Source organism: Paraburkholderia sp. RAU6.4a (genome assembly GCF_050435625.1).
Taxonomy (GTDB): domain Bacteria; phylum Pseudomonadota; class Gammaproteobacteria; order Burkholderiales; family Burkholderiaceae; genus Paraburkholderia; species Paraburkholderia tuberum.
The window spans coordinates 580,678-602,874 of sequence record NZ_JBNDKQ010000002.1; the positions used below are offsets into that span (position 1 = coordinate 580,678).

At 66.8% G+C, this 22,197-nt stretch carries 22 protein-coding genes; 5 read left to right on the plus strand and 17 right to left on the minus strand.

All coding sequences use genetic code 11. The annotated features are described in order from the left end of the window. Positions 1-12: 12 nt before the first annotated feature. The 7 genes from rbsK to OKW40_RS07430 all read right to left on the minus strand — a co-directional run bounded on the left by rbsK (position 13) and on the right by OKW40_RS07430 (position 8,164). The gene (gene rbsK / locus OKW40_RS07400; protein WP_429489005.1) at positions 13-942 is read right to left on the minus strand and encodes a ribokinase; all 930 of its coding nucleotides are present in this window, start codon (positions 940-942) and stop codon (positions 13-15) included. A gap of 86 nt (positions 943-1,028) precedes the next feature. Further along, positions 1,029-2,072 carry a LacI family DNA-binding transcriptional regulator gene (locus OKW40_RS07405; protein WP_184056684.1) on the minus strand — a complete coding sequence of 348 codons (1,044 nt, stop codon included), beginning with the start codon at positions 2,070-2,072 and terminating at the stop codon, positions 1,029-1,031. A gap of 200 nt (positions 2,073-2,272) precedes the next feature. Next, entirely contained in the window at positions 2,273-3,376 is a 1,104-nt protein-coding gene (locus OKW40_RS07410) for an ABC transporter permease (protein ID WP_429489007.1), read from the minus strand. Next, a complete protein-coding gene (locus OKW40_RS07415) occupies positions 3,376-4,968 on the minus strand; it encodes a sugar ABC transporter ATP-binding protein (protein WP_429489009.1) in 1,593 nt (530 codons plus the stop codon). Before OKW40_RS07415 ends, OKW40_RS07410 begins: the two co-directional genes overlap by 1 nt. Before the next feature lie 291 nt (positions 4,969-5,259). Next, positions 5,260-6,234: a sugar ABC transporter substrate-binding protein gene (locus OKW40_RS07420; RefSeq protein ID WP_184022717.1), complete on the minus strand. Its 975-nt coding sequence runs from the start codon at positions 6,232-6,234 to the stop codon at positions 5,260-5,262. Between the two features lie 332 nt (positions 6,235-6,566). Beyond that, positions 6,567-7,544, minus strand: a complete 978-nt coding sequence (corA, locus tag OKW40_RS07425; RefSeq protein ID WP_429489011.1) for a magnesium/cobalt transporter CorA — start codon at positions 7,542-7,544, stop codon at positions 6,567-6,569. Positions 7,545-7,723: 179 nt separating this feature from the next. Beyond that, positions 7,724-8,164 carry a hypothetical protein gene (locus tag OKW40_RS07430; RefSeq protein ID WP_260320941.1) on the minus strand — a complete coding sequence of 147 codons (441 nt, stop codon included), beginning with the start codon at positions 8,162-8,164 and terminating at the stop codon, positions 7,724-7,726. Between the two features lie 339 nt (positions 8,165-8,503). Here OKW40_RS07430 and cydX point away from each other — a divergent pair, with 339 nt between their 5' ends. Together cydX and OKW40_RS07440 are read left to right on the plus strand one after the other, a co-directional pair. Continuing rightward, positions 8,504-8,650, plus strand: coding sequence for a cytochrome bd-I oxidase subunit CydX (cydX, locus tag OKW40_RS07435; protein ID WP_184056699.1), 147 nt, complete (start codon positions 8,504-8,506; stop codon positions 8,648-8,650). Further along, positions 8,647-9,228, plus strand: coding sequence for an AAA family ATPase (locus tag OKW40_RS07440; protein ID WP_187610530.1), 582 nt, complete (start codon positions 8,647-8,649; stop codon positions 9,226-9,228). Before cydX ends, OKW40_RS07440 begins: the two co-directional genes overlap by 4 nt. Before the next feature lie 116 nt (positions 9,229-9,344). On the opposite strand, the gene OKW40_RS07445 is transcribed toward OKW40_RS07440, so the two are convergent. Together OKW40_RS07445 and OKW40_RS07450 are read right to left on the minus strand one after the other, a co-directional pair. After that, a complete protein-coding gene (locus OKW40_RS07445; RefSeq protein WP_429489014.1) occupies positions 9,345-10,442 on the minus strand; it encodes a saccharopine dehydrogenase C-terminal domain-containing protein in 1,098 nt (365 codons plus the stop codon). Between the two features lie 257 nt (positions 10,443-10,699). Continuing rightward, the gene (locus OKW40_RS07450) at positions 10,700-11,158 is read right to left on the minus strand and encodes an Lrp/AsnC family transcriptional regulator (RefSeq protein ID WP_429489016.1); all 459 of its coding nucleotides are present in this window, start codon (positions 11,156-11,158) and stop codon (positions 10,700-10,702) included. 355 nt (positions 11,159-11,513) lie between these two features. On the opposite strand from OKW40_RS07450, the gene OKW40_RS07455 reads away from it, so the two are divergent. Next, complete coding sequence (locus OKW40_RS07455; RefSeq protein WP_184003867.1) at positions 11,514-12,032, plus strand: Spy/CpxP family protein refolding chaperone; 519 nt, start codon at positions 11,514-11,516, stop codon at positions 12,030-12,032. Positions 12,033-12,297: 265 nt separating this feature from the next. Next, complete coding sequence (locus OKW40_RS07460) at positions 12,298-12,735, plus strand: PGDYG domain-containing protein (protein WP_090805302.1); 438 nt, start codon at positions 12,298-12,300, stop codon at positions 12,733-12,735. A 40-nt stretch (positions 12,736-12,775) separates the two neighbouring features. Here OKW40_RS07460 and OKW40_RS07465 read toward each other — a convergent pair whose 3' ends face one another. The 8 genes from OKW40_RS07465 to OKW40_RS07500 all read right to left on the minus strand — a co-directional run bounded on the left by OKW40_RS07465 (position 12,776) and on the right by OKW40_RS07500 (position 20,801). Next, a complete protein-coding gene (locus OKW40_RS07465) occupies positions 12,776-13,141 on the minus strand; it encodes a DUF3022 domain-containing protein (protein WP_184056713.1) in 366 nt (121 codons plus the stop codon). Between the two features lie 96 nt (positions 13,142-13,237). Further along, a complete protein-coding gene (locus OKW40_RS07470; RefSeq protein ID WP_429489018.1) occupies positions 13,238-14,137 on the minus strand; it encodes a YhfC family intramembrane metalloprotease in 900 nt (299 codons plus the stop codon). 83 nt (positions 14,138-14,220) lie between these two features. After that, a complete protein-coding gene (locus OKW40_RS07475; RefSeq protein WP_429489020.1) occupies positions 14,221-15,315 on the minus strand; it encodes a LacI family DNA-binding transcriptional regulator in 1,095 nt (364 codons plus the stop codon). 54 nt (positions 15,316-15,369) lie between these two features. Continuing rightward, positions 15,370-16,335 carry a 2-hydroxyacid dehydrogenase gene (locus OKW40_RS07480; RefSeq protein ID WP_090805308.1) on the minus strand — a complete coding sequence of 322 codons (966 nt, stop codon included), beginning with the start codon at positions 16,333-16,335 and terminating at the stop codon, positions 15,370-15,372. Further along, positions 16,335-17,624 (minus strand): MFS transporter, encoded by a 1,290-nt coding sequence (locus OKW40_RS07485; RefSeq protein ID WP_429489022.1) that lies wholly within the window; start codon positions 17,622-17,624, stop codon positions 16,335-16,337. The genes OKW40_RS07480 and OKW40_RS07485 overlap by 1 nt, the downstream gene beginning before the upstream one ends. Positions 17,625-17,747: 123 nt before the next feature. Beyond that, the gene (locus OKW40_RS07490) at positions 17,748-18,731 is read right to left on the minus strand and encodes a sugar kinase (protein WP_429355675.1); all 984 of its coding nucleotides are present in this window, start codon (positions 18,729-18,731) and stop codon (positions 17,748-17,750) included. A gap of 153 nt (positions 18,732-18,884) precedes the next feature. Then, complete coding sequence (locus OKW40_RS07495; RefSeq protein ID WP_429489024.1) at positions 18,885-19,670, minus strand: sugar phosphate isomerase/epimerase family protein; 786 nt, start codon at positions 19,668-19,670, stop codon at positions 18,885-18,887. A gap of 237 nt (positions 19,671-19,907) precedes the next feature. Next, positions 19,908-20,801 (minus strand): LysR family transcriptional regulator, encoded by an 894-nt coding sequence (locus tag OKW40_RS07500; protein WP_184022703.1) that lies wholly within the window; start codon positions 20,799-20,801, stop codon positions 19,908-19,910. Between the two features lie 132 nt (positions 20,802-20,933). Here OKW40_RS07500 and OKW40_RS07505 point away from each other — a divergent pair, with 132 nt between their 5' ends. Next, complete coding sequence (locus OKW40_RS07505; protein WP_429489026.1) at positions 20,934-22,013, plus strand: YeiH family protein; 1,080 nt, start codon at positions 20,934-20,936, stop codon at positions 22,011-22,013. Positions 22,014-22,197 lie beyond the last annotated feature (184 nt).

Consider the following 22,197-nt stretch of genomic DNA (forward strand, 5'->3'; position numbering starts at 1 on the left):
GCCGCCGCGGCATCAGTCCAATGCGTCGACCTCGGAGCGCGTCGGAATCGATGGCTGTGCGCCCGCACGCGTCACCGATAGCGCGGCGGCGCGCTGTGCGAAGCGGATCGCCGCATCGACGCTCGCGCCCTGCGCGAGCTGCGCCGCGAAGCCGCCGATGAAGGTGTCGCCGGCCGCGGTCGTGTCGACCGCCTCGACGCGCGGCGCGTCGTACAGCGTCGCGGCCGCGCCTTCGAGCGCCGCATGCACGCCGCGCGCACCGAGCGTGACCAGCACGTTGCGCGCGCCGGCCGCACGCAATGCGGCGGCGGCCCGTGCGGCGTCCTCGGGCGAGTCGACGGGGAGACCGCTCAGCGCGGCGGCTTCGAGTTCGTTCGGAATCAGGTAGTCGATCAGCGGCAGCCAGTCGGCCGGCAACGGGCCGGTGGCGGGCGCCGGATTCAGGATCACGGTCTTGCCGAGCCGCCGCGCCGCCGCCAGCGCCGCGCGCACCGATTCGGGCGGGGTTTCGAGCTGACAGATCACGACGGCGGCGGCGGCGAGCGTCGCTTCGTGTCGCGCGATGGTGGCCGGCGTGACCTCGCCGTTGCTGCCCGCGACGATCACGATCGTGTTCTGGCTCGCATCGTCGACGACGATCAGCGCAACACCGCTCGGCTCCCTGCCGGTTTCGAGCGCGGCGCAGTCGATGCGCTCCGCTTCGAGGCCCGCGCGCAGCTGCGCGCCATTCGCATCGGCACCGACGCAGCCGAGCATCGACACCTGCGCGCCGAGCCGCGCGGCCGCGACCGCCTGATTGCCGCCCTTGCCGCCCGCGACCTGCGCGAAGCCGCGGCCGGCCAGCGTCTCGCCCGGTTGGGGCAGGCGTGGCGAACGCACCACGAGGTCCATGTTCAGACTACCGACCACCGTGACGCGTGCGCGCGTTGGGTTGCTTGCCACTCGAGTGTCCTCCGTTGCGCGACGGGTCGCGTCGCTATTGCGCGCGCGTCCTTCGAGCGCCCCTTATGCGTCCTTGATCCGGCGCATCAGGCCGCCAGATCCCGCCGTTCCTCGCCCGCCCATGTCGCGGTGGACTCCCGCACGATCAGCCGCGGCGACACCACGCGGCGGCGCGCAGGCGCTCGCGTGGTGCGGTTCGACGACGCCTCGGCGATCCGGTCGATCAGCGTCTGCGCGGCGGTGTCGCCAAGCGCGCGCACCGACTGTCCGACCGTCGACAGCGACGGGAACGTGAAGCGGCCCAGCTCGATATCGTCGAAACCGATGATCGAGCAATCGCGCGGCACGCTGATATTGCGCTCCGCCGCCGCGCGCAACGCGCCGATGCCCATCATGTCGTTGCCCGCGAAAATCGCCGACGGCCTGACCGTATCGAACAGCTGCGCGGCCGCGCGATGTCCGCCCGTCCCCGAAAAATCGCTTTCGACGATCGCATCGGCCGGAATCTCGATGCCACGCTCGGCCATCGCGCGAATGAAGCCGTGCACCCGCATCGCGCTGACCGCGGTCTGCACCGGCCCCGTGATGCAACCGATCCGCACATGCCCGAGCTCGAGCAGATGCCGGGTGGCCAGATACGCGCCCTTCTCGTGATCGATCTGCACGAGGTCCGCGCTGACTCCCTCGATGTTGCGGTCCACCACCACGAGCGGCTCGCGCGCGTCGGCGAGCGCCTGCGCGAGCACAGCGTCGTCGCCGGCCGACGCGACGATCAACCCGTCGATGCGTTTTTCCTGCAGCACGCGCAGATAGTTGCGCTGCTTAGCGGGGTCATCGTCGGAGTTGCAGAAGAACACGCAGTAGCCATTGCGCGCGCAGCCGTCCTCGATGCCGCGCGCGAGCTCCGCGAAATACGGGTTCGTGCTGTTCGGCACCACCAGTCCGATCGTCGCGGTCGCGCGCGACTTCAGCGAGCGCGCGACCGCCGACGGCACATAGTGCAGTTGACGGATCGCGTGCTCGACTTTCGCGCGCACATCGGCCGACACCGGTCGCGAGTTGTTCACGACGTGCGATACCGTCGTGAACGACACGCCCGCCACCGCCGCTACATCCTTGATCGTCGTCATAACCTGTTGCTCTCCTGTCGATCGGAGTTAGCGCTTTAGCGCTTACTCCGATCCCATGCAGTTTCATCGCGGTCGATCGGAGTTAGCGCTTTACCGCTTACTCCGGTCCCATGCAGTTTCATCGCGGTCGAACGGAGTTGGCGCTTTAGCGCTTACTCCGATCCCATGCACTCAATCATCGTTGCGCGGCGGCTCCCACCTCAGGCGCGTTTGCGACGGCTGCGGTACGTATCGAGCACCACCGCCACCACGATCACCGCGCCGGTGATCATGCGCTTGGTCGGCTCGTTCGCGCCGATCTGCGCGAGGCCCGCCGCCAGCACCGAAATGATCAGCACGCCAAAGAACGTGCTGATAACCGAACCACGCCCGCCCATCAGACTCGTGCCGCCGATCACGACCGCCGCGATCACCTGCAGCTCCAGGCCGACACCCGCATTCGGATCGGCCGCCTCGAGCCGCGAGATCTGGAACAGCGCCGCGAGTCCGGACAGCGCGCCCATCAGCGCGAACACGATCACCTTGTACGGCCGCGGATTGACGCCCGCGAGCCGCACCGCTTCCTCGTTGGTGCCGATCCCGACCAGATAGCGCCCGAATACCGTGCGCGTCAGCACCAGCTGCGCGATCACCATCACCGCGACCGCCATCAGAAAGGCCGGCGAGATGCCAAGCGCGATCGGGTTCGACAGAAAATCGAACGCATCGCCGATATACGCGGTGCGCGAATTGGTCATCTGATACGCCATGCCGCGCGCCGCCTCGAGCACGCCGAGCGACACGATGAACGACGGAATTCGCCAGCCCACCGTCACCGCGCCGGTCACGGTGCCGGTCAGCGCCGCGACCGCGACCCCGAGCAGCGCGCCGGCAGCTGGCCCCCAGCCCCACTTCAGCGTCACCACGCTGACCGCCGACGCCCCGAGCGCGAGCACCGAGCCCACCGACAGATCGATCCCCGCGATGATCAGCACGAAGGTCATGCCGACCGACATCACGACGAGATCCGGAATCTGGTTCGCGATCGTGCTGAACGTGTCGTAGGTCAGAAAGTGCGAACTCAGCAGCGAGAACAGCACGATCATCGCGAGCAGCGCGCCGGCGAGGCCCAGGTAGTTCGAAAAGCCGAGCCGCGTGCCGGCCGGCTTGCCGCTCGCGAGCGGCGCCGACGGATCGGCGGGCGGCGTCACGGCGGGCGCGTCCGGCGCACCGCCTTGCTTGCCGTCTTGCTGGCCGTCCTGCTGGCCGCCCAACTGGCCGTCCCGTTTGACACCCGCCGCCTCGCGCCACGATTGATCGGTCATCACAGACTCCCTGCTTCGTTGACGCCGTGCGTGTGCAGCAGCGCGTCACGGCCGCGGTAGCCGGCGAACGCAGCCGCGAGCAGCGCATCCTGGCTCCAGCTCGCGCGCTCGAACACGCCTGTCATGCTGCCCGCCGACATCACGCCGATCCGGTCGCAGATCAGCATCAGTTCGCGCAGATCGCTCGACACCACGACGAGCGCGCGGCCGTCGCGAGCGAGCGCGCCCATCAGGCCGTAAATATCGAACTTCGCGCCGACGTCGATGCCGCGCGTCGGTTCGTCGAACAACAGCACGCGGCAGTCGCGCGCGAGCCAGCGGCCGATCACGACCTTCTGCTGGTTGCCGCCCGACAGCTCGCCGACAACCTGCGCGGGCCCCGAGCTGCGAATCCGCATCGCGGCGATCTGCTTGTGCGCCAGCGCGTTCTCGCGCTTCGCGTCGACCACGCCGTGCCGCGCGACGCTGCCGAGATTGCCGAGCGACAGGTTGGCCGCGATCGGTTGCGGCAGCAGCAGGCCTTCGCCCTTGCGGTCTTCGGTGATCAGCGCGATACCCGCGCGTACCGCGTCCGCCGGCGAGTCGATTCGCACCGGCGTAGGCGGCGCGCCCGGCGTCGCGGCGAGCGACACGCTGCCGCCGTCCTTGCGGTCGGCGCCGTAGATGAGCCGCATCAGCTCGGTGCGGCCCGCGCCGATCAGTCCGCTCACACCGAAAATCTCGCCCGCGCGCACCTCGAACGACACGTCGCGCACGACCTTGCCGCGCGCGAGCCGCTCCACTTTCAGGAGCGGCGCGCCGATGTTGCGCTCGCCGAGATCGATATGCTCGCCGAGCTCGCGGCCGACCATCCACGTGACGATCTGCTCGCTCGTCAGGTTCGCCATCGCGTCGACATGCACGAGGCGGCCGTCGCGCAGCACCGCGACCCGTTCGGCGACCCGCGCCAGCTCTTCGAGCCGGTGCGAGATATAGACGAGCGCGACGCCGCGAGCCTTGAGCCGCCCGATCTGCTCGAACAGCAGATCGACCTCGCGCGCGGTCAGCATCGCGGTCGGCTCGTCGAGGATCAGCACGCGGCAGTCGTCGATCAGGTTGCGGGCGATCTCGACCATCTGCTGATGACCGATGCCCAGTTCGCCGACCAGCGTGTCGGGATCGATCGCGTCGAGCCCGACCTGCGTCATCGCCTCGCGCGCGTTCTCGCGCAGCTTGCCGCGATCGATCCAGCCGAAGCTGAACGCGCCCGCACGCGGCAGCCGGTTCAGGAACAGGTTCTCGGCGACCGACAGCGTAGGCAGCAGATTCAACTCCTGCATGACCATGCGCACGCCGAGCGCCTCGGCCTCGGTGCGGCTCGCGGGCGCGTACGGCGCGTCGGCAAGCCGCATCGTGCCCGCGCTCGCTTCGACCAGCCCGCCGATGATCTTCGACAGCGTGCTCTTGCCCGCGCCGTTCTCGCCGGTCAACGCCAATACCTCGCCCGCTCGCAGCGACAGCGATACGTCGGCGAGCACCGGTTCGGCATAGGTCTTGCCGATGCCGCTGACGCTCAGTACGACAGGCAAGGCGTCGTGGTCGGTCGAATCCATCGCGCTCCTGGTTGCATGGCGCTTCTGGCGCCTTCGTGGCGCCCCATTGCGCGGAATGCACAGCTGCTCATGGCCGCGCTCCCTCTCACCACGCGAGCCGCCGTCATGACGCTTATCTCTGGGATTAACGGCGGTGCGGCGGGATTCTTGAGCGTTCGTTGAATAAAAGCGGATCGCTGGGTGGTGGTTTGCCTCTAAAACACGCTATCCATAATTCGTGGTGATTTTTGCGGCTTCCCGTGCGTTTTTCCGGCTGCGCCCGGCTCGTGCTTCACGCCGGGCGCGGCGCGCTTACTTCAGGGTGTCCTTCGTCACCAGAACGACCGGCGTTTCGACGACGCCCGACAGCTGCGACTGCTTCTTGTTTTCGCTCAATGCCTTCAACGCGGTATCGATCCCGAACACGGCCTGCTTCGCCGCGAACTGGTCGGCGGTGGCGAGCACGCGGCCGTCCTTCAGCATCGGATGGATCGCGTTGATGTTGTCGTAGCCGACCACCAGCACCTTGCCCTGCTTGCCGGCCGCGCGCACGGCCGACACCGCGCCGATCGCCATGTTGTCGTTGCCGGCGAGCAGCGCCTTCAGGTTCGGATACTCGTTGAGCATGGCCGATGCGACCGCGTTGCCCTTGTCGATTTCCCACTCGCCCGACTGCACCGACACGACTTTCGCGCCGACTGCCTGCATCGCGTCCTTGAAGCCCGCGGTACGCTGCTGCGCGTTGGTGGTGGTCGACACGCCTTCGAGGATGCCGACCTCGTCGCCGGCCTTCAGGCGCTTCGCGAGGTAGTCACCGACGAGCCGCGCGCCCTTGCGATTGTCGGGGCCGACGAACGGCACGTTCAGGTCTTTCGACTTCAGCACGTCCGGATCGAGCCGGTTGTCGATGTTGACGACGATGATGCCCGCGTCGACCGCCTTCTTGACGACCGGCACCAGCGCCTTCGAATCGGCCGGCGCGAGCACGATCGCGTCGACCTTCGACACGATCATCTGCTCGACGATGCGGATCTGGTTGGCGGTGTCGGTTTCGTCCTTGATGCCGTTGGTGATCAGGTCGAACTTGCCGGGGTTCTGCTTCTGATAGTCTTTCGCCCCGGTCTCCATGGTCAGGAAGAACTCGTTGGCGAGCGACTTCATCACGAGCGCGACCTTCGGCTTATGAGCCGGGGCGTTCTGCGCGTGGGCGGCGGAAAAAGGCAGGACGGCGGAGGCGGTGGCGAGAACTGCGGCGGCAAGAATGCGACGACGGGTTCGATGGCTCATGCGTATCTCCAAGGTTGTCAGGCTCGCGGGCGAGCCGTATTTTTTGTGATGCGCAAACGTTTGCGAGGCCCATTCTCAGCGCAAGCTCTTCGGAATGTCAACGATTCGCGCTGTTGCAACGCACCGGCGCGCAACATCTGCGGCGCCGCAATGCGCTCGATCGATCCGGGCAGCGTGTGGCAAGGTTCCCTCGCTCAGTTCGTGCAGTCGATGACGCCTGTGCGTCGCGTGCGGCGCGACACACAGGCCGCTTATGCTGGCCTGGTATCGCGCGCGCCGCAAGTGAAACCCCGAGGAAAGTGAAACCCCGAGGAAATTGAACGGCGCGCCAGCTACAGCCAGCCGGCCTTGCGAAAACGCCGGTACAGCACGCAGTCGATCGCCAGCATCACCGCCAGCACGACCGGATAGCCGAACTTGAAATGCAGCTCGGGAATGCGCTCGAAGTTCATCCCGTAGATGCCGGCGATCATGGTCGGCACCGCGAACAGCGCCGCGAACGAGCCGAGCCGCTTGGTGATTTCGCTCTCGGCGAGCGAGATCATGCCGAGGTTCACCTGCACCGCCGTGACGACGATTTCGCGGCGCCCCTCGATGGTTCTGACGATCCGGTCGAGGTGGTCGTAGACGTCGCGGAAGTACGCCTGCATGCCTGCGCAAACACTCGGAATGCGGCCGCCCGTCAGTTTGCCGACCGCTTCCTGCAGCGGCACGATATGGTGCTGGAGGATCACGAGCCGGCGCTTCATCGAGTACAGGTCCTGCACGATCGCGCGCGAGGCGGCCGAATCGTTCTTCTCGAAGATGCGGTCCTCGAGCGTTTCGAGCTCGGTGCTCATCGCCTCGATGATCGGGAAATAACGGTCGACCACGTCGTCGATCAGTGCGTACAGCACGAACGCCGAGCCTTCCTTCAACAGATGCGGCTCGCGCTCGCAGCGCGTCCGCACGCTCTGGAAACCGGTGCGCGTGCCGCGGCGCACCGACAGCACATAGTTGGTGCCGGCGAACACATCGACTTCGCCGATCACCAGCTCGCCTGTCTCATCCATCTCGACCGTGTGCATCACGGTGAAGACCGAATCGCCGTACTCCTCGATTTTCGGGCGCTGATGACCGTGTTGCGCGTCTTCGATCGCGAGCTCGTGCAGATTGAATTCGTCTTTCATGGCCGCGAGTTCCTCGGGCTCCGGGTCTTTCAGTGCGACCCAGACGAAGCACTCGCGCCGCGCGACGTAGTCGCTGATGCTGTCGATATCGATGTCGGCGAGTTTCCGGCCGTCCTGATAGGCGGCGCAATTGATCAGCATGTTCGAATTACCTTGCATACAAAAGCAGACCTCGCCACCCTCTCACGTAAGCATTGCGTAAGACGGGCGACGGGTCTGCATGAACGGACAAGCACGCTTCCAGCCGGCTTGAATCAGCCGCCATGTTAAGACGCGCCGCGTGAGCCGCGCGTTTCCAATTGTTAATGCGCGACGACAGGCTACTGCGCGACCCGCTGCAGGCCGATGCGGTGATCGTCGTTGAACGTGACCGAGGCGCGGTTCGTGTAGCGCGGGTCGGCCGTCACGACGAAGTTCAGCTCGATGACCGGATCGAACTGCGTCGATACGCCGATCCGATGTGCGCCGGGCCGCAGATAGAACACCACATGCTCGCCGTTCATCAGGTCGGTCACGCGCTCGCCGTCGATATAGACGAGCGCATTGCGGAACCGCACGATCACGTCGCGCGAACGCTCGCGCCGCACGTCCACCGCGACGAGGCCGGGGCCCGGCGCCGTATAGCCCTGTCTGACGATGCGCTCGGCAGGCACCGGTTTGAACGGTACCGGCTCGGCCGGCGTCGACGCGCAGCCGGCCAGCGTGAGCACGCTGAGCGCGACGCATGCGGCCAACGCGGCGCAGCGTGCGGACCCGGCCATCCGTGCGGCTCGGCAGCGGCAAGACAGGCGCCTCGGCATGCTGGTTCTCCCCTGTGCTCTCGATTGCGGCCCGCGTTTCCGACTACGCGGTGTGGGTCGTCGCTCCGTGTCCGCCGGTTCGGCGGACACGGTACGCTCGTACGCATCACCGTTGCGCATCATAGCAACGCGCGGACATACCGCCAGCCCCGGCGCACGGAGCTCGGGCGCCGCGCCTCTTGCATGGCGCGGCGTTCTTCTTCATGATCGGTGCAGGCGGCCGCGCTCGCGGCTGGCCATCGTCGGTTGCCGGCATGCCTGTCGATCCGCGTCGCCGGACGCACGATCAAGGAGACTGCGATGTGGTATTTCACCTGGATTCTCGGCGTGGGTGTGGCGCTCGGCTTCGGCATCATCAACGTGATGTGGCTCGAGGCCAACGGCACGTTCGCGCGCGACCCGCGCCCCGATGACGCCGCCGCGCCGCGTGAGGACAAGCCTGCGTGACTTCTCTGGTTTTCTTTTGCGGTCATGCGGGCACGGGCAAGACGACGCTGGCGAAAAAACTGCTCGGCCCGCTGATGAAAGTGAGCGGCACCCCCTTCTGCCTGCTCGACAAGGACACGCTGTACGGCGGCTATAGCGCGGCCGCGATGGCGATGCTGACCGGCAATCCGAACGATCGCGACAGCCCTCTTTTCCTGCAGCATCTGCGCGACCCCGAGTATCGCGGCCTCATTGATACGGCGCGCGACAATCTCGAACTCGGCATCAGCGCGTTGGTCGTCGGCCCGCTGTCTCGCGAGGTGCGCGAGCGGCGGCTGTTCGATCATGCGTGGCTCGGCGTCGCGCCGGACGTGAGGTTGCGTGTCGTGTGGGTGCGGACCTCGGAGGACGTGGCGCGGCAGCGGATCGTCGCGCGCGCGAATCCCAACGATGCGTACAAGCTCGCGCACTGGGACGACTACCGGCGGCGGCGCTTCGAGCCGAGCGGCGCGAGCCGCGAGGGTCTGCTGATGTTCGACAATACCGCGCCCAGTTCGGCGGACCATGAAGCGCTCGTCGCGCAAATCGTGGCTGGATGACGGCCCTCCCTTCTGTCTGGCGAGTGCCGCGCCGGCCCGATGATGGCTGAAAAACGGAAAATCCCCGTACGTCGGCGACGTACGGGGATTTTCATTCGCCGCGAGCCATGCCGGCCTCAAACGGTCGCCATCGCCTCCAGCGACTGCCCTTCGTACAACTTGCCGAAGCGGTTCGCCAGAAAATCGCCGAGCGACACCTGCTCCTGGCGCACGAAGCCCTTTTGCGGCAGCTTGCGCTCGCGGAACAGATCGAGCACCGCGCACATCGCGCCGGCGGTCGTGATCTGAATCGCGCTCATCGGCACCCCGCAGACGGTCTTCGCGAAGATCTTGCGCGTGAACACCTCCTGCACCAGCTGACCGTCGCGCATGCCGCTCACGGTGATGAACACCAGCACGACATCTTGCGCGGTCGACGGCACCGAGCGGCGCATGATGGTCTTCAGCGTATCGCGGTCGCTCGACAAACGCAGGTCTTCGAGCAGGAACTGCATCAGGTTGCGATGACCCGGATAGCGCACCGACTTGTAGTCGAGCGATTCGACGCGGCCCGCCAGCGTTTCGCACAGCGTGCCCAGCCCGCCCGACGTGTTGAACGCTTCGTACTCGGTGCCGTCGAGCGAGAAATGCTCGAGGCCTTCGAGCGGCTGCACCCATTGCGTGCGGCCATCGCGGATGGCCTCGCACGGCTGGCAGTACTCGTTGATCAGGCCGTCGACGCTCCACGTCAGGTTGTACTTCAGCGCATTGGTCGGAAACTCGGGCAGCGCGCCGACGCGCATCTTCACGTCGCGGATTTCCGTGAAGCGATTCGCGAGCTCGTGCGCGGCAATGCCGATGAAACCCGGCGCGAGACCGCACTGCGGCATGAATGCGTGATCGGCATCTGCGGCGATCGCGCGGATCGCGTGCGTCGCGCGTACGTCCTCGGTCAGGTCGAAATAATGGACATCCGCGCCCTTCGCGGCCGCTGCGACGTTGACCGCGAGGTAGTACGGCAGCGCGTTGATCAGCACGTCGAAGCCCTGGATCGCGGCGCGCAGCAAGGCGGCGTCGGCGGAATCGATGCGGCGGGTGGGAATGCCCTGGGCGGCGAGCTTGTCGAGCGCGTGCTGATCGCGGTCGAACGCGACGACTTCGTAGTCGCCCGTCTCGCGCAGCATATGGGCAATGGTGTGACCGATCAGACCTGCGCCAACGATAGCTACTTTCATCTGCTTCTCCTTGTTATCCATGTGCTGTCTCTGAGCTTGGGAAGTGCGCCGCGTGTTGCGCGCGGCGCCTGCGGGCCGAACCCCTGAATGACAGTGTAGGAAGAAGCAAAAACAGTTCATACGCGCAAAATGCTGCGGTATGACCATCCGGTTCGACGTTCTGACGAACCGGTCAAACGATTTGTCGAAACAGCGTAAAAAAGGCGTCAACGATGGACTCTCGCAGCACTCGCGAAGAGGTTACGCCGCACGCCGACTCACACCGCGCCGCGGTCGATCTTGCGCGCGAGAATGATCGACGTCGTGGTCCGCTCGACGCCCTCGAGCCCGCCGATCTGATCGAGCAGATCGTTGAGCCGCTCGGGCGAATCGGCGCGCAGCCATGCCACGTAGTCGAACTCGCCGCTGACCGCGCACAGCATCTGCACTTCGGGCATTTTGCCGAGGCGTTTCTGCACGGCCTGTCCGTGCTTCGGCGCGATGATGATGCCGACATACGCAACGATGCTCGAATCGAGCACATCCTGGCCAAGCCTCACGCTGTAGCCGGCGATCACGTTGCTGCGCTCGAGCCGCGCAATGCGCGCGATCACGGTCGTGCGCGCGACGCCGAGCTGCCGCGCAAGATTCGCGACGCTCTCGCGCGCGTTGGCTTGCAGCAGTGCAACGAGGTTGCGGTCGAGGTCGTCGAGCTGGTCGAGGCGCGGAGGTCTCATCGAAGGGGAAGGAAGTTGGTGTGGAAGGAAGTTGGTGTGGAATGTCGCGGATTATCGCGCGTCTGCACGCAGCGGCGCCATGTCACGCGCTACGGTCACAGATGCACGGCACACTGTGGGGCGGCCCCGGCGCAGTATGCCGGCGCGATTGCCGCTCAGGCGCGAGCCGTTTCGCGTTCGTTTCGGTTGTAAGCGTTTGTCGCACACGCACCGTATTGTAGGGTTAACGTGTTACTAATAGCGGCGCCGGGCGAATGCGGCAGCCGCTTGCGGTGCGGCGCCATTCGCCGCTGGCGCGGGGCAAGACGCTCGCCGCGCGCCGTGTCTCAATAACGAACAGACATCAGGAGTTTCGATGAAAAAAGCACTGGTTATGCTGGCTACGGCCGTTTCGATGGGCGGCGCGTTCGCCCAAACCGCCGCGCCGGCCGCAGCGCCGGACACCACGGCCTCGGCCTCCGCGGCCAAGGCCGGCCACGAACGCAACGTCGAAGACCGCATCGCTTATCTGCACTCGCAACTGAAGATCACGCCCGCGCAGGAAACGCAATGGAAGGCGTTCGCCGACGTCATGCGCAGCAACGGCGAAACGATGGGCCAGTTGTTCGAGCAGCGCAAGGCGGCCACCAACGTGAGCGCGCTCGACGACATGAAACAGTACGCAACGATCGCGCAGGCGCATGCGGACGGCATGAAGAAGCTCGTCGATGCGTTCGATCCGCTGTATAGCAGCCTGTCGCCGGAGCAGAAGAAGCTCGCCGACGCGACGTTCCACCAGGGCGGCCCCGAGGGTCATCATCGCGGCCACCATGGCAAGGGCAAGGGCGGCAAGCCCGCGGCCGAAGCCGCGAGCGACGCGACCGTCAAGCCGTAATGAAAGAGCGCCCGCGGCGGGGGTTGCCCCGTTGCGGGCGCCGGTCCGTTCGGATGCGGTTGATTTCGGCAATTCCGATGGCGCCCGAACAGCGGCTTTCTCACCACACCTCAGCCTTTCGCCTCCCCCCGCCCGGCTCATGCATCTGGCATTATTCGGAGCCGCGCTGTCTGGGCCGGCTACCCGTCCCAGCGACTCGACGCACGATCGCCGCAAAGCGGCAAGTCTCGCCGCAACGCTCACCCCCTAATCTTCCACCCGCTTCATGACCGAACTCAGGAATCTCGATTTGCGTGACGATCCGCACGCCCAACGCGTCGTCAAGGACGAAACGGTAAGCGTCGAATTCGCCGCCGCCGAAGGCCAGTTGATGAGCCTCGAAGGCCCGAACCGCTATGTGCGCGGCGATGCGCTGATCACCGGCTCGACCGGCGAGCGCTGGGTCGTGTCGCGCGAGCGCTTCGATGCGAAGTACCTGCCCGCCGATGCCGCGCTCGCGCACGGCGAAGCCGGCGCCTACCGCAACCGCCCGGCGGTCGTACTCGCCCGCCGGATGGACGAGTCCTTCTCGCTCGCGCGCTGCGCGAGCGGCGGCGACGTGCTGCACGGCGCGGCCGGCGACTGGGTCATGCAGTACGCGCCCGGCGACTATGGCGTCGTGCAGGCCGCGCGTTTCGCGAAGGTCTATCGGCTCGCGGATTGAATCCGCTTCGCCCGCGCTTCATTCGCGCTTCATTCGCGCGTCACGCGAACTCGTCGCCGAGATCGACCGTGACTTCGCGCGGGACCGCCTCGCCATTCGCGTACATTTCTTCGAGCGAGCCCAGGCTCGCTTCGACGTACGCGCGCAATACCGCAAAGCTGCGGCCACGCAACCGCGCCGGCATCGCGCGATAACGCGCGAGCGCCGCCGGCGCGATCGCGACCGTCATCACGATACGGCGCGCGGTGGAACCGAAGCGCATTGCTACCCAGTGAACCGTCAGTGTGGGCGTGCCATCGTCGGCGGCACGCTCGATGAACTGCGTCTGCTCGGGAAACAGATCGCTGATGACGCGCGCGAGCTCGTCGAACTCCGGATGCGCGCAGTCGTATTGGTAAGCTTCCATGAAGGCTGCCGGGAAAAGAAGGTCCTGAAACGTAGGCGCATTTTAGAGAAACGCTGAAGGGATAGCGAGGCGCCTGCTGTCCAGCGGCTCATCCGCTCACGCCGCCGCCGGCCGCCGGTAAATCCGTATCAGCAGTCCCGCGACGAACACCGCCGCCACCCCATAGATCGTATCGGCCGCCGCGAGCGGCAGCAGCCGCGCCTGCGTCATTGCCGCAGGCACGTCGATCAGCGCGTGCACCCCGATCGCGAGCGGCAGGATGCCGCGCGAGCCGGCCCGCACGCCGCGCCACATCAGCACCGACAGGCCGATCTGGAACACCAGCGCCGCGACGCGTTCGAGCGCGAAAATGCCGGCCAGTTGCGGCGTCAGGCTCGCGAGAATCAGATGCACGCGCATCACCGCTTCGGCCGGCAGATTGCCGAGGTAATCGCCGAGCCGGCCACGGTTTTCGAGGACCGCGAACACGAGCCACTGGAACTGCACGAACACGCCGACCATCCACGCTTGCGCGCCGCCGTGGCCGAGGCCGTAGCTGAGCGCGGCGCCATCGTCGGCGCGCAATGCGGCGGTGCGCGTGTCGGCGGTCGTGCTGGCGGCGGGGCTCGCGCCCGCGCTTGCAGCGACGCCGGCGGGCGCGTCGACGTTCGCCTTTTTGCGCACCGCCGGCCGCGCCGCCGCGCGCTTCATGAGCAGCCGCATGCCGACGAACCGCCCCACTTCCTCGCAAACGCCCGCGGCCAGCGCACCATAGACGACGAACGCGAGCGGCTGCGAAAGGAACGCCGCGGTCGTCTCGTTGCCACGCAACAGATAGTCGTGCAGTGCACGCTCGATGACCATCGCGAACAGCGCGAACACCGCGACGCCGGCGATCGCGTCGCGCGGCCGAAGCGCGAGCGGACGGCGCAATTGTCGGTAAATCAGAAACGGTAAAGCGGCGATGACGAGCGTGGCGAGCGCGAGACTCGCGAGGGTGAGCGGTGGCACGACCATGAGTATCCTTGCGGGGTTCCTTGCAATCCCCGGCGCGCAACCGCTGCGCGCCGCAGCCCGCATCATCGCAGATTGGCCGGAAATCAGCGTGCGGTCGACGCACGCACGATCAGCTCGCCGGGCAGCAGGCAGTCGCGCGCGCCCGTCTGCGCGCCTTCGATGCGCTCGTGCAGGAATTCGACCGCGCGATAACCGATGTCGTAGGTCGGCTGGCGGATCGTCGTGATGCCGGCGAGCTCGGCCCACTCCGGATCGTCGATGGAAAGCAGCGCGACGCGGCTCTGCCAGTGCGCGCCGTAACGCGCGTTCAGATGCAGCGCGAGACGCAACGCGACCGGTGCGTTGGCCGCGAACAGCGCGACGCGTGGGGAGGCGCCGGCGGGCTCGGCACCGGCCCCGCCTGGCGAGTCGATCGCACGATCCAGCTCCGCGAGACCGCGCTCGAGCGCAGTTGCATCGGCGAGATCGAGCACCAGCGTACGACCGCGCGCGCGGCCATCGTCGCGCATCGCCCGATCGAATGCTTCGACGCGCAACTGCCGCGAGCTGACCTGCTCGAACGGCTGCACGACGAACCAGATGTGCTCGAAGCCCCGTTCGAGCAGATGCCGCGTACCGAGCGCGGCGGCCGCGCCATTGTCGAGACCGACCATGTCGGCGACCAGCCCCTCCACGCGCCGATCGACCAGCACCGCCGGAATCCCGCCGTCGCCGACCGGCCGCAACGTCTCCTCGCGCACGCCTAGCGCGTTGACGATCACACCTTCCACGCGGTACGTGGTCAGCAGTTGCAGATAACGCCGCTCCATCTCGACTTCGTTCGCCGCGTGGCAAATCAGCGGCATCAAGCCGAGCGCGTGGCACGCGGCCTCGACGCCTTGCAGCACTTCGACGGAGTACGGATTGGTCAGGTCGGCGACCAGCATGCCGATCAGCCGGTTGCGGCCGCGCTTCAGGCCGCGCGCCATCTGGTTCGGCTGATAGTCGAGCCGCGCGATCGCGGCTTCGATGCGCGCGCGCAGCTCGGGCGACAGCGCGCTGAACTCGCCGTTCAGATAGCGCGAGATGCTGGTCTTGCCGGTGCCGGCTTCACGCGCGACATCGGTGATCGTCGCGCGGCGCGTCGGCGCGCTCGGGGGACCAGGCGGCATGCTGGCCGGGGGCGGGGTCGTGCTCATTCGCTCATCGCTCGTGCCGGTCCGAGGACGGGAGCTTGCGCGCCGCCCTGCGAATCACTTCGCCAGGACGTCACGGTTGACGATGTTGGTCGTCAATGTGCCGTCGAGCGCGGCGACCAGGTTCTCCGCCGCGTTGAGCGCCATCGCATGACGGGTCTCGTGCGTCGCCGAGCCGATATGCGGCAATGCGACCACGTTCGGCATGGCGAGCAACGGCGAGTCGGCAGGCAACGGTTCGGTGTCGAACACGTCGAGGCCCGCGCCGTGAATCGTGCCGTTGCGCAGCGCCTCGATCAGCGCCGGTTCGTCGACGGTCGCGCCGCGTGAAGCGTTGATCAGGATCGCGCTCTTCTTCATCGCGCGCAGTTCGGCGGCGCCGATCAGATGCCGCGTCTCTCGCGTGAGCGGCACCTGCAGACAGACGAAATCGGACTGCGCGAGCAATTCAGCCAGCTCGACGCGCCGCGCGCCATACGCCTGCTCCGCTTGGTGGTTCGCGCTGCGGTTCGTATACAGCACCTTCATGTTGAAGCCATGCGCCGCGCGTCGCGCGACCGCGCCGCCGATCCGACCCAAGCCGACGATGCCGATCGTCTTGCCCTGCACGTCGAGCCCGAACTGCGCGGGCCCGATGCTCGTGCGCCACTGCCCTGCCTTGACCCAGTCGGCCAGCTCGACGACGCGCCGCGCGGACGCGAGGATCAGCGAGAACACGGTATCGGCGGTCGATTCGGTCAGCACGTCCGGCGTGTGCGCGAGCACGATGCCGCGGCGCGTTAGGTCGGCGACGTCGAACTGGTCGTAGCCGACCGAGATCGTCGACAGCGCCTTCAGCCGGCTCGCGCCTTCGAGCATCGCCGGCGTGATCTGCACGCTCGCGCCGATGCCGCCGTCGGCGTCGCGCAGCGCGGCGACCAACGCATCATGCTGAGACGGATCGACCTGCACGACCTGCGCATGCTGTTGCAGATAGGCGAGCACATCCTCGGGCAGCGACTTCCAGGCGACGATCTTGTTCATCAGCTAATTTTCCTTGTGACGGTGGGACGAGCGGAGCCACGTTGTTCGGCGGCGGCCGGCTTGACGGCGAGCGTGAGGATCACCGCGGCGACGAGCGCCACGCTCATGAATGCATACGATGCCGCGGGCGACCCGGTCGCGCCGTTCAGATAACCGACCACGTACGAGCCGACGAACGAACCGAGCGCGCCCATGCTGTTGATCAGCGCCATCGCGCCGCCCGCGACGTTCTTCGGCAGCAGTTCCGGAACGATCGCGAAGAACGGTCCATACGGCGCGTACATCGCCGCGCCCGCGATCACGAGCAGCGCATACGAGACCCAGAAATGCGCGGAGCCGAGCCCGTACGACGCCGCGAACGCAATCGCACCGATCAGCAGGAACGGCCACACGAACACCTTGCGGCGGTTGAGTTTATCCGATGCCCACGAAGCTGCAAGCATCGCGATCGTCGCGGCCAGATACGGCAGCGCCGACAGCCAGCCGGTTTCCACCATGCCGAACGACGAGCCGTTCTTCAGGATCGACGGCAGCCACAGCACGAAGCCGTACACGCCGATGCTCCAGCAGAAATACTGCGCGCACAGCTTGATGACCGCGGGCGTGCGAAACGCCTCGCTGTAGTTGCGCACCGGCTTGATCGCGGCCTGCTCCGCGCGCAGCGTCTGCGCGAGCGCGTCTTTTTCCTCTTGCGTGAGCCACGACACCTGCTCGGGCTTGTCCTTGACGAGGAACCACCAGCAGATCGCCCAGATGATCGCGGGCGCGCCCTCGGCGATGAACATCTGCCGCCAGCCGAACGAATGCACGAGATAGCCCGACACGACCGACATCCACAGCACCGTGACCGGATTGCCGAGGATCAGGAACGTGTTCGCGCGCGAGCGCTCGCTCTTGGTGAACCAGTTGCAGATGAAGATCAGCATCGCCGGCATTACCGCGGCTTCGACGACGCCGAGCAGGAAGCGGATCGCCATCAGCGACGGAATGTTGCTGACCATGCCGGTCAACGCCGCGCAGCCGCCCCACAGAACGAGGCTCCAGAACACCAGTTTCTTCACGCTGCGGCGCTCGGCATAGATCGCACCCGGAATCTGGAAGAAGAAATAGCCGAGGAAGAACAGCGCGCCGATCAGCGACGCGAGCCCCTTGCTGATGCCGAGATCCTGGTTGATGCCGGCCGCTGACGCGAAGCCGAAATTCGCGCGATCCAGATACGCGAGGCTGTAGGTGATGAACACGATCGGCATGATCGTCCACCAACGGCGAATCGCAAGCGATGAGGTCATGGAAGTCTCCTTGGACGGCGTCGTCCCGAATCAATGATGAAAAAATCTGGGCGCGCTGTGGGCGCTCTTGTTGTCGTCGATGCTGGTTGTGGATGCAGCGCTATCGATGCGGTCCGATCCGCGTCAGGCCGCGCTTGCGATGTCCGGTACCTCGGCCAGCTCCAGCGCGTCGAGTTCGGCGCGGCTCGGCAAACCTTCCGAATCGCCGATCACCTGGATCGCGAGCGCGCCGATCCGGTTGCCACGCGCGACCGCCTGCGCGAGCGTGCGGCCTTCGAGCAGCGCGCTGATCACGCCGACCGCGAAACCATCGCCCGCGCCGACCGTATCGACGACGCTCGCGACCGGCCGGCCAGCGATCGTCGCGGCATCGGTCGCGGTGCGGTAATACGCGCCCTGCGCGCCGAGCTTGACGATCACGCCGCGCGCGCCGCGCTCGAGATAGAACTTCGCGATGTCCTCCGGCTGCGTGTGGCCGGTCAGAATCTCACCCTCGCCGATGCCGGGCAGCACCCAGTCGGCGAGCGCGGCGAGCGCGTTCAAGCCTTCGACCATCGCCGCGCGCGAGGGCCACAGCGTCGGACGCAGGTTCGGGTCGAACGAGATCGTCCTGCCCGCAGCGCGCATTTCGCGGGCCAGGTGGAATGCGAGTTCGCGCGAGCTTGCCGAGATCGCCGGGGCGACGCCGGTCAGATGCAGATGACGCGCGGGCAGCACGTAATCGGCGAGGTAGTCGTCGAGCGACAGATGGCTCGCCGCCGAGCCCTTGCGGAAGTATTCGACCGCCGGGTCGCTGCCGTCGTCGCTCTTCGACTTCAGCTGGAAGCCGGTCGGATGGCGCGCGTCGGTGCTCACGCATTGCTGGTCGATGCCCTCTTTCGTCAGCGTGTCGCGCACGTACCGGCCGAACGAATCGTCGCCGACGCGGCTCATCCAGCCCACCCTGAAGCCAAGTCGGGACAAGCCGATCGCGACGTTCAGATCCGCGCCGGCGATGCGCTTCGTGAAGTGCCCGACGCCCGCGAGCGGGCCGGCTTCGGCGGCGACGAACATCGCCATCGCTTCGCCGTAGGTGATCACGTCGAGCGCGGGGTAAGGGTGCGTCATGCTGGGCTCCTGGTGGTGCTTCTGATGCGGTGATTCGTGTTGCGTGGAATGCGTTCTTTGCTGCCTGGGTTGCTGCCGGGGTTGCTGCCTGAGTTGCCGCCTCGTCTGCTATACGGCTTCGACCGAGGCGCTTCGTGATGCCGCGTCGCGCGTCTACACGCGCGCAAGCCAGCTCACATAACGCGCGGCATCCGCGTCGATCCGGCTCGGATCGAACGGAAACTCGATGCCGCGCGGCACCTCGCGCGGCAGCCGGTCGAGGAGCGCGCGCAATGGCGCGTCATCCTCGGCCGGCGCGCTCGCAAAGCGCCGCGCGCCCTCGCCCGTGGTGGTCTTGCAATGGATGTACTCGACGTACGGCGCGAGCTGCGGCGCGATGGATAGCGGCGCGACGTCGAGCCACGCCCAGTTGCCGGTATCGAAGGTCATGCCGAGCACGCCCGCGTGGCCTTCACGCGCGAGCGCATCGAACAGCCCGACGAACTGCGCGGGCGAGCCGCCCTGCGCCAGTTGCCCGTTTTCGACGACGAGCCGTGGCTGCGCACCGCCAGTGGTGCCCGAGCCGCTCGCGACGATGGCCGCGCCGTGAGCCTCGCCCGCGAAGCCGCCGAGTTGCAGCTTGACCAAGCGCGCGCCGAGCGCGGCCGCCTGATCGAGCGCGACACGCAGTGCGTCGGTATCGAGCTGGCCGTCGGCCGCGTACAACGATGCCGGCGTCGAGAACACCGACCACAGCCCGAGATCGGCCAACGCCGCGCCGAGCGCGCGCAGCCGTTGCGGGTCCGCGTCCGCGTCGCTCGCGAACAGCTCCCGGCGCACTTCGAAACCCGCCGCGCCGGCGCGCTTTGCCGCCTGCGCCCATTTCAGATGGCCGTCGGCGCGCACGGCGTTCACACCGAACGCGCTGGCGACGACCACGATCTCCACTGCATCAGCCATATCCAACTCACGCAATCCTGAAGCGAAACCGCTTTTGGAACCGGTTCCAACTAAACTTCGAAAAAAAGCGCCGAGGCGCTGCGATGTGCGAATGGTGCTCGGGACAGCCATCGCGCACCATAGAGGAAATCCCCAGGCGCGGCCGGCATACGGCGAGCGTAAAGCGAAGCGCGCCGGGCACGGCAGCGCCCCGCGCGGGGTTCGGATTCTCGACCCCATACGCTGCCAGCGCGGTAATCAGCCGCCCTCGTCCGCGACGCACATCGCCAGAAACTGCTCGACCACCCGCGACGGCGCGCTCGCATGCGGCACCAGAATCGACAGCCGCCGCGTCAGCGGCTGCGGGCTCAGCGACATGAGCCGCAGCGCACCGTCCTCATGCCGCATCGACATCGCCGACACGAAACCGACACCCATCCCCGCCCGCACCGCCTCCTTCACCCCTTCGACCCCCGCGATTTCGAGCGCCACGCGCATCGGCACGCCCGCGCGTGCGAACTCGCGCTCGACCGTCTGCCGCACGCCCGAGCCTTCCTCGCGCAGCACCAGCGGATACGCGCCGAACGCCGCGAGCTCGATGCGCCCGCCATTGTCCGCCTGCGCGAGCGGATGCGAGCGCGGCATGATCGCGACGATCTCGTCCTCGCGCCACGCATGGACGACCGTGTCCGGCGGCAGATCGGCGCCGGCGGGACCCTCGATCATCGCGATGTCGACCGAGCCGAGCGCACCGACGATCTCGGCCGTGTTGCCGTTGGCGGTATGCACGCTCACGTGCGGATAGCGGCGATGGAATTCGGCGATCAGGTACGGCAACAGGTAGCTCGCCGGCGTCGTGCTCGCGCCGATCCGCAAGGTGCCCTGTTCGAGACCGCGCAGCGCGTCGCGATAGGCATGCGCCTGCCGCCAGGTGTCGCGCAGCCGCGCCGCATAGGCGGCGAGCTGTTCGCCGGCTGGCGTCAGCCGCACCCCGCGGCCATCGCGCTGATACAGCGGCTCGCCGAACTCGTCCTGCAATTGCCTTAGCTGGCCGGACACCGCCGGCTGCGACAGATGCAGCGCCACCGCCGCCCGGCTGATGTTGCGATGCTCAGCGACGGCGGCGAACGTTATAAGTTGATCCGGGGTCATCTCGATTAAATATCCGTTTAGCCGATACTTCACATTCTAAATCACGATTTTTCATATCGATATATCTTATTTAGGATTAGCTCCATTGCTGCTTATGCAGTCCCACGCAAGTCCGTTACGAAACCACCGATCATGTCCACACCCACCGCCCCGCTCGCCGCCGCCTCCCCCGCGCTGTCCACCCGCGGCCAGCTCAACGGCGTACTGTTCGTCGCGCTGTTCGCCGCCGCGGTCACGCGCATCGCGGCGATTCCGGCGATTGCCGGCCTTGGCCTGAGTCCGCTGATCGTCGGCATCGTCGCGGGGGCGATCTACGGCAACGCGCTGCGCGACAGCATGCCGGTCAGTTGGGCGGCCGGCGTGAATTTCTCGGCGCGCAAGCTGCTGCGCATCGCGGTCGCGTTCTTCGGCTTGCGTGTGAGCCTGCAGGAAATCGCCCAGGTCGGCCTGCCGGGTCTCGCGGAGTCGGTGCTGATCGTCGTCAGCACGCTCGTGATCGGCACCTGGGCCGGCATGAAAATCATGAAGCTCGATCGCGACACCGCGCTCCTGACGGCGGCCGGCAGCGCGATCTGCGGCGCGGCCGCTGTGCTCGCGTTCGAATCGACGCTGCAGTCGAAGCCGCACAAGAGCGCGATGGCGGTCGGCAGCGTCGTGCTGTTCGGCACGCTGTCGATGTTCCTCTACCCGGTGCTGTTCAACGCAGGCTGGCTGCATCTCGACACGGTCGGCGCCGGCCTGTTCTTCGGCGGCACGATCCACGAGGTCGCGCAGGTGGTCGGCGCGGCGAGCAACGTGAGCCCCGAAGCGACGCACATCGCGACGATCGTCAAGATGACCCGCGTGATGCTGCTCGTGCCGGTATTGCTGGTGGTCGGCCTGTGGGTGAACCGCGCGACGCGCGGCGCGAAGGATGACGGCACGGACGGCGCCGCCCCGCGCAAGCTGGCGATCCCCTGGTTCGCACTCGGCTTCCTCGCCTGCGTGGCGATCAACTCGCTGCATGTGCTGCCGGAAAGCGCCACCTCGACGCTGAACCTGTTCGACACCTTCGCGCTGACGATGGCGATGACCGCACTCGGCATGGAAACGCGCTTCTCGCAGATTCGCGAAGCGGGTCCGCGCGCGCTGACCACCGGCCTGATTCTGTATGTATGGCTGATCGCCGGCGGACTCGGCATCACATGGACCGTCCAGCACCTGTTCCACTAAGCCGTCGCCGGCTCTCCCGCCTTCCCCGACACCCCGCCGCGCGCGGGGTTTTGCGCTTTCTGGCGCACCATCCCGGCCGATCACACGGCATACTCGTTGCTGCGAACTTTGCCCCCCAACCCGCCCGTGCGCGACGTCCGATGGCAGCGGTGAAACCGCCTTGCCGCGACGCGTCCGGGCGACC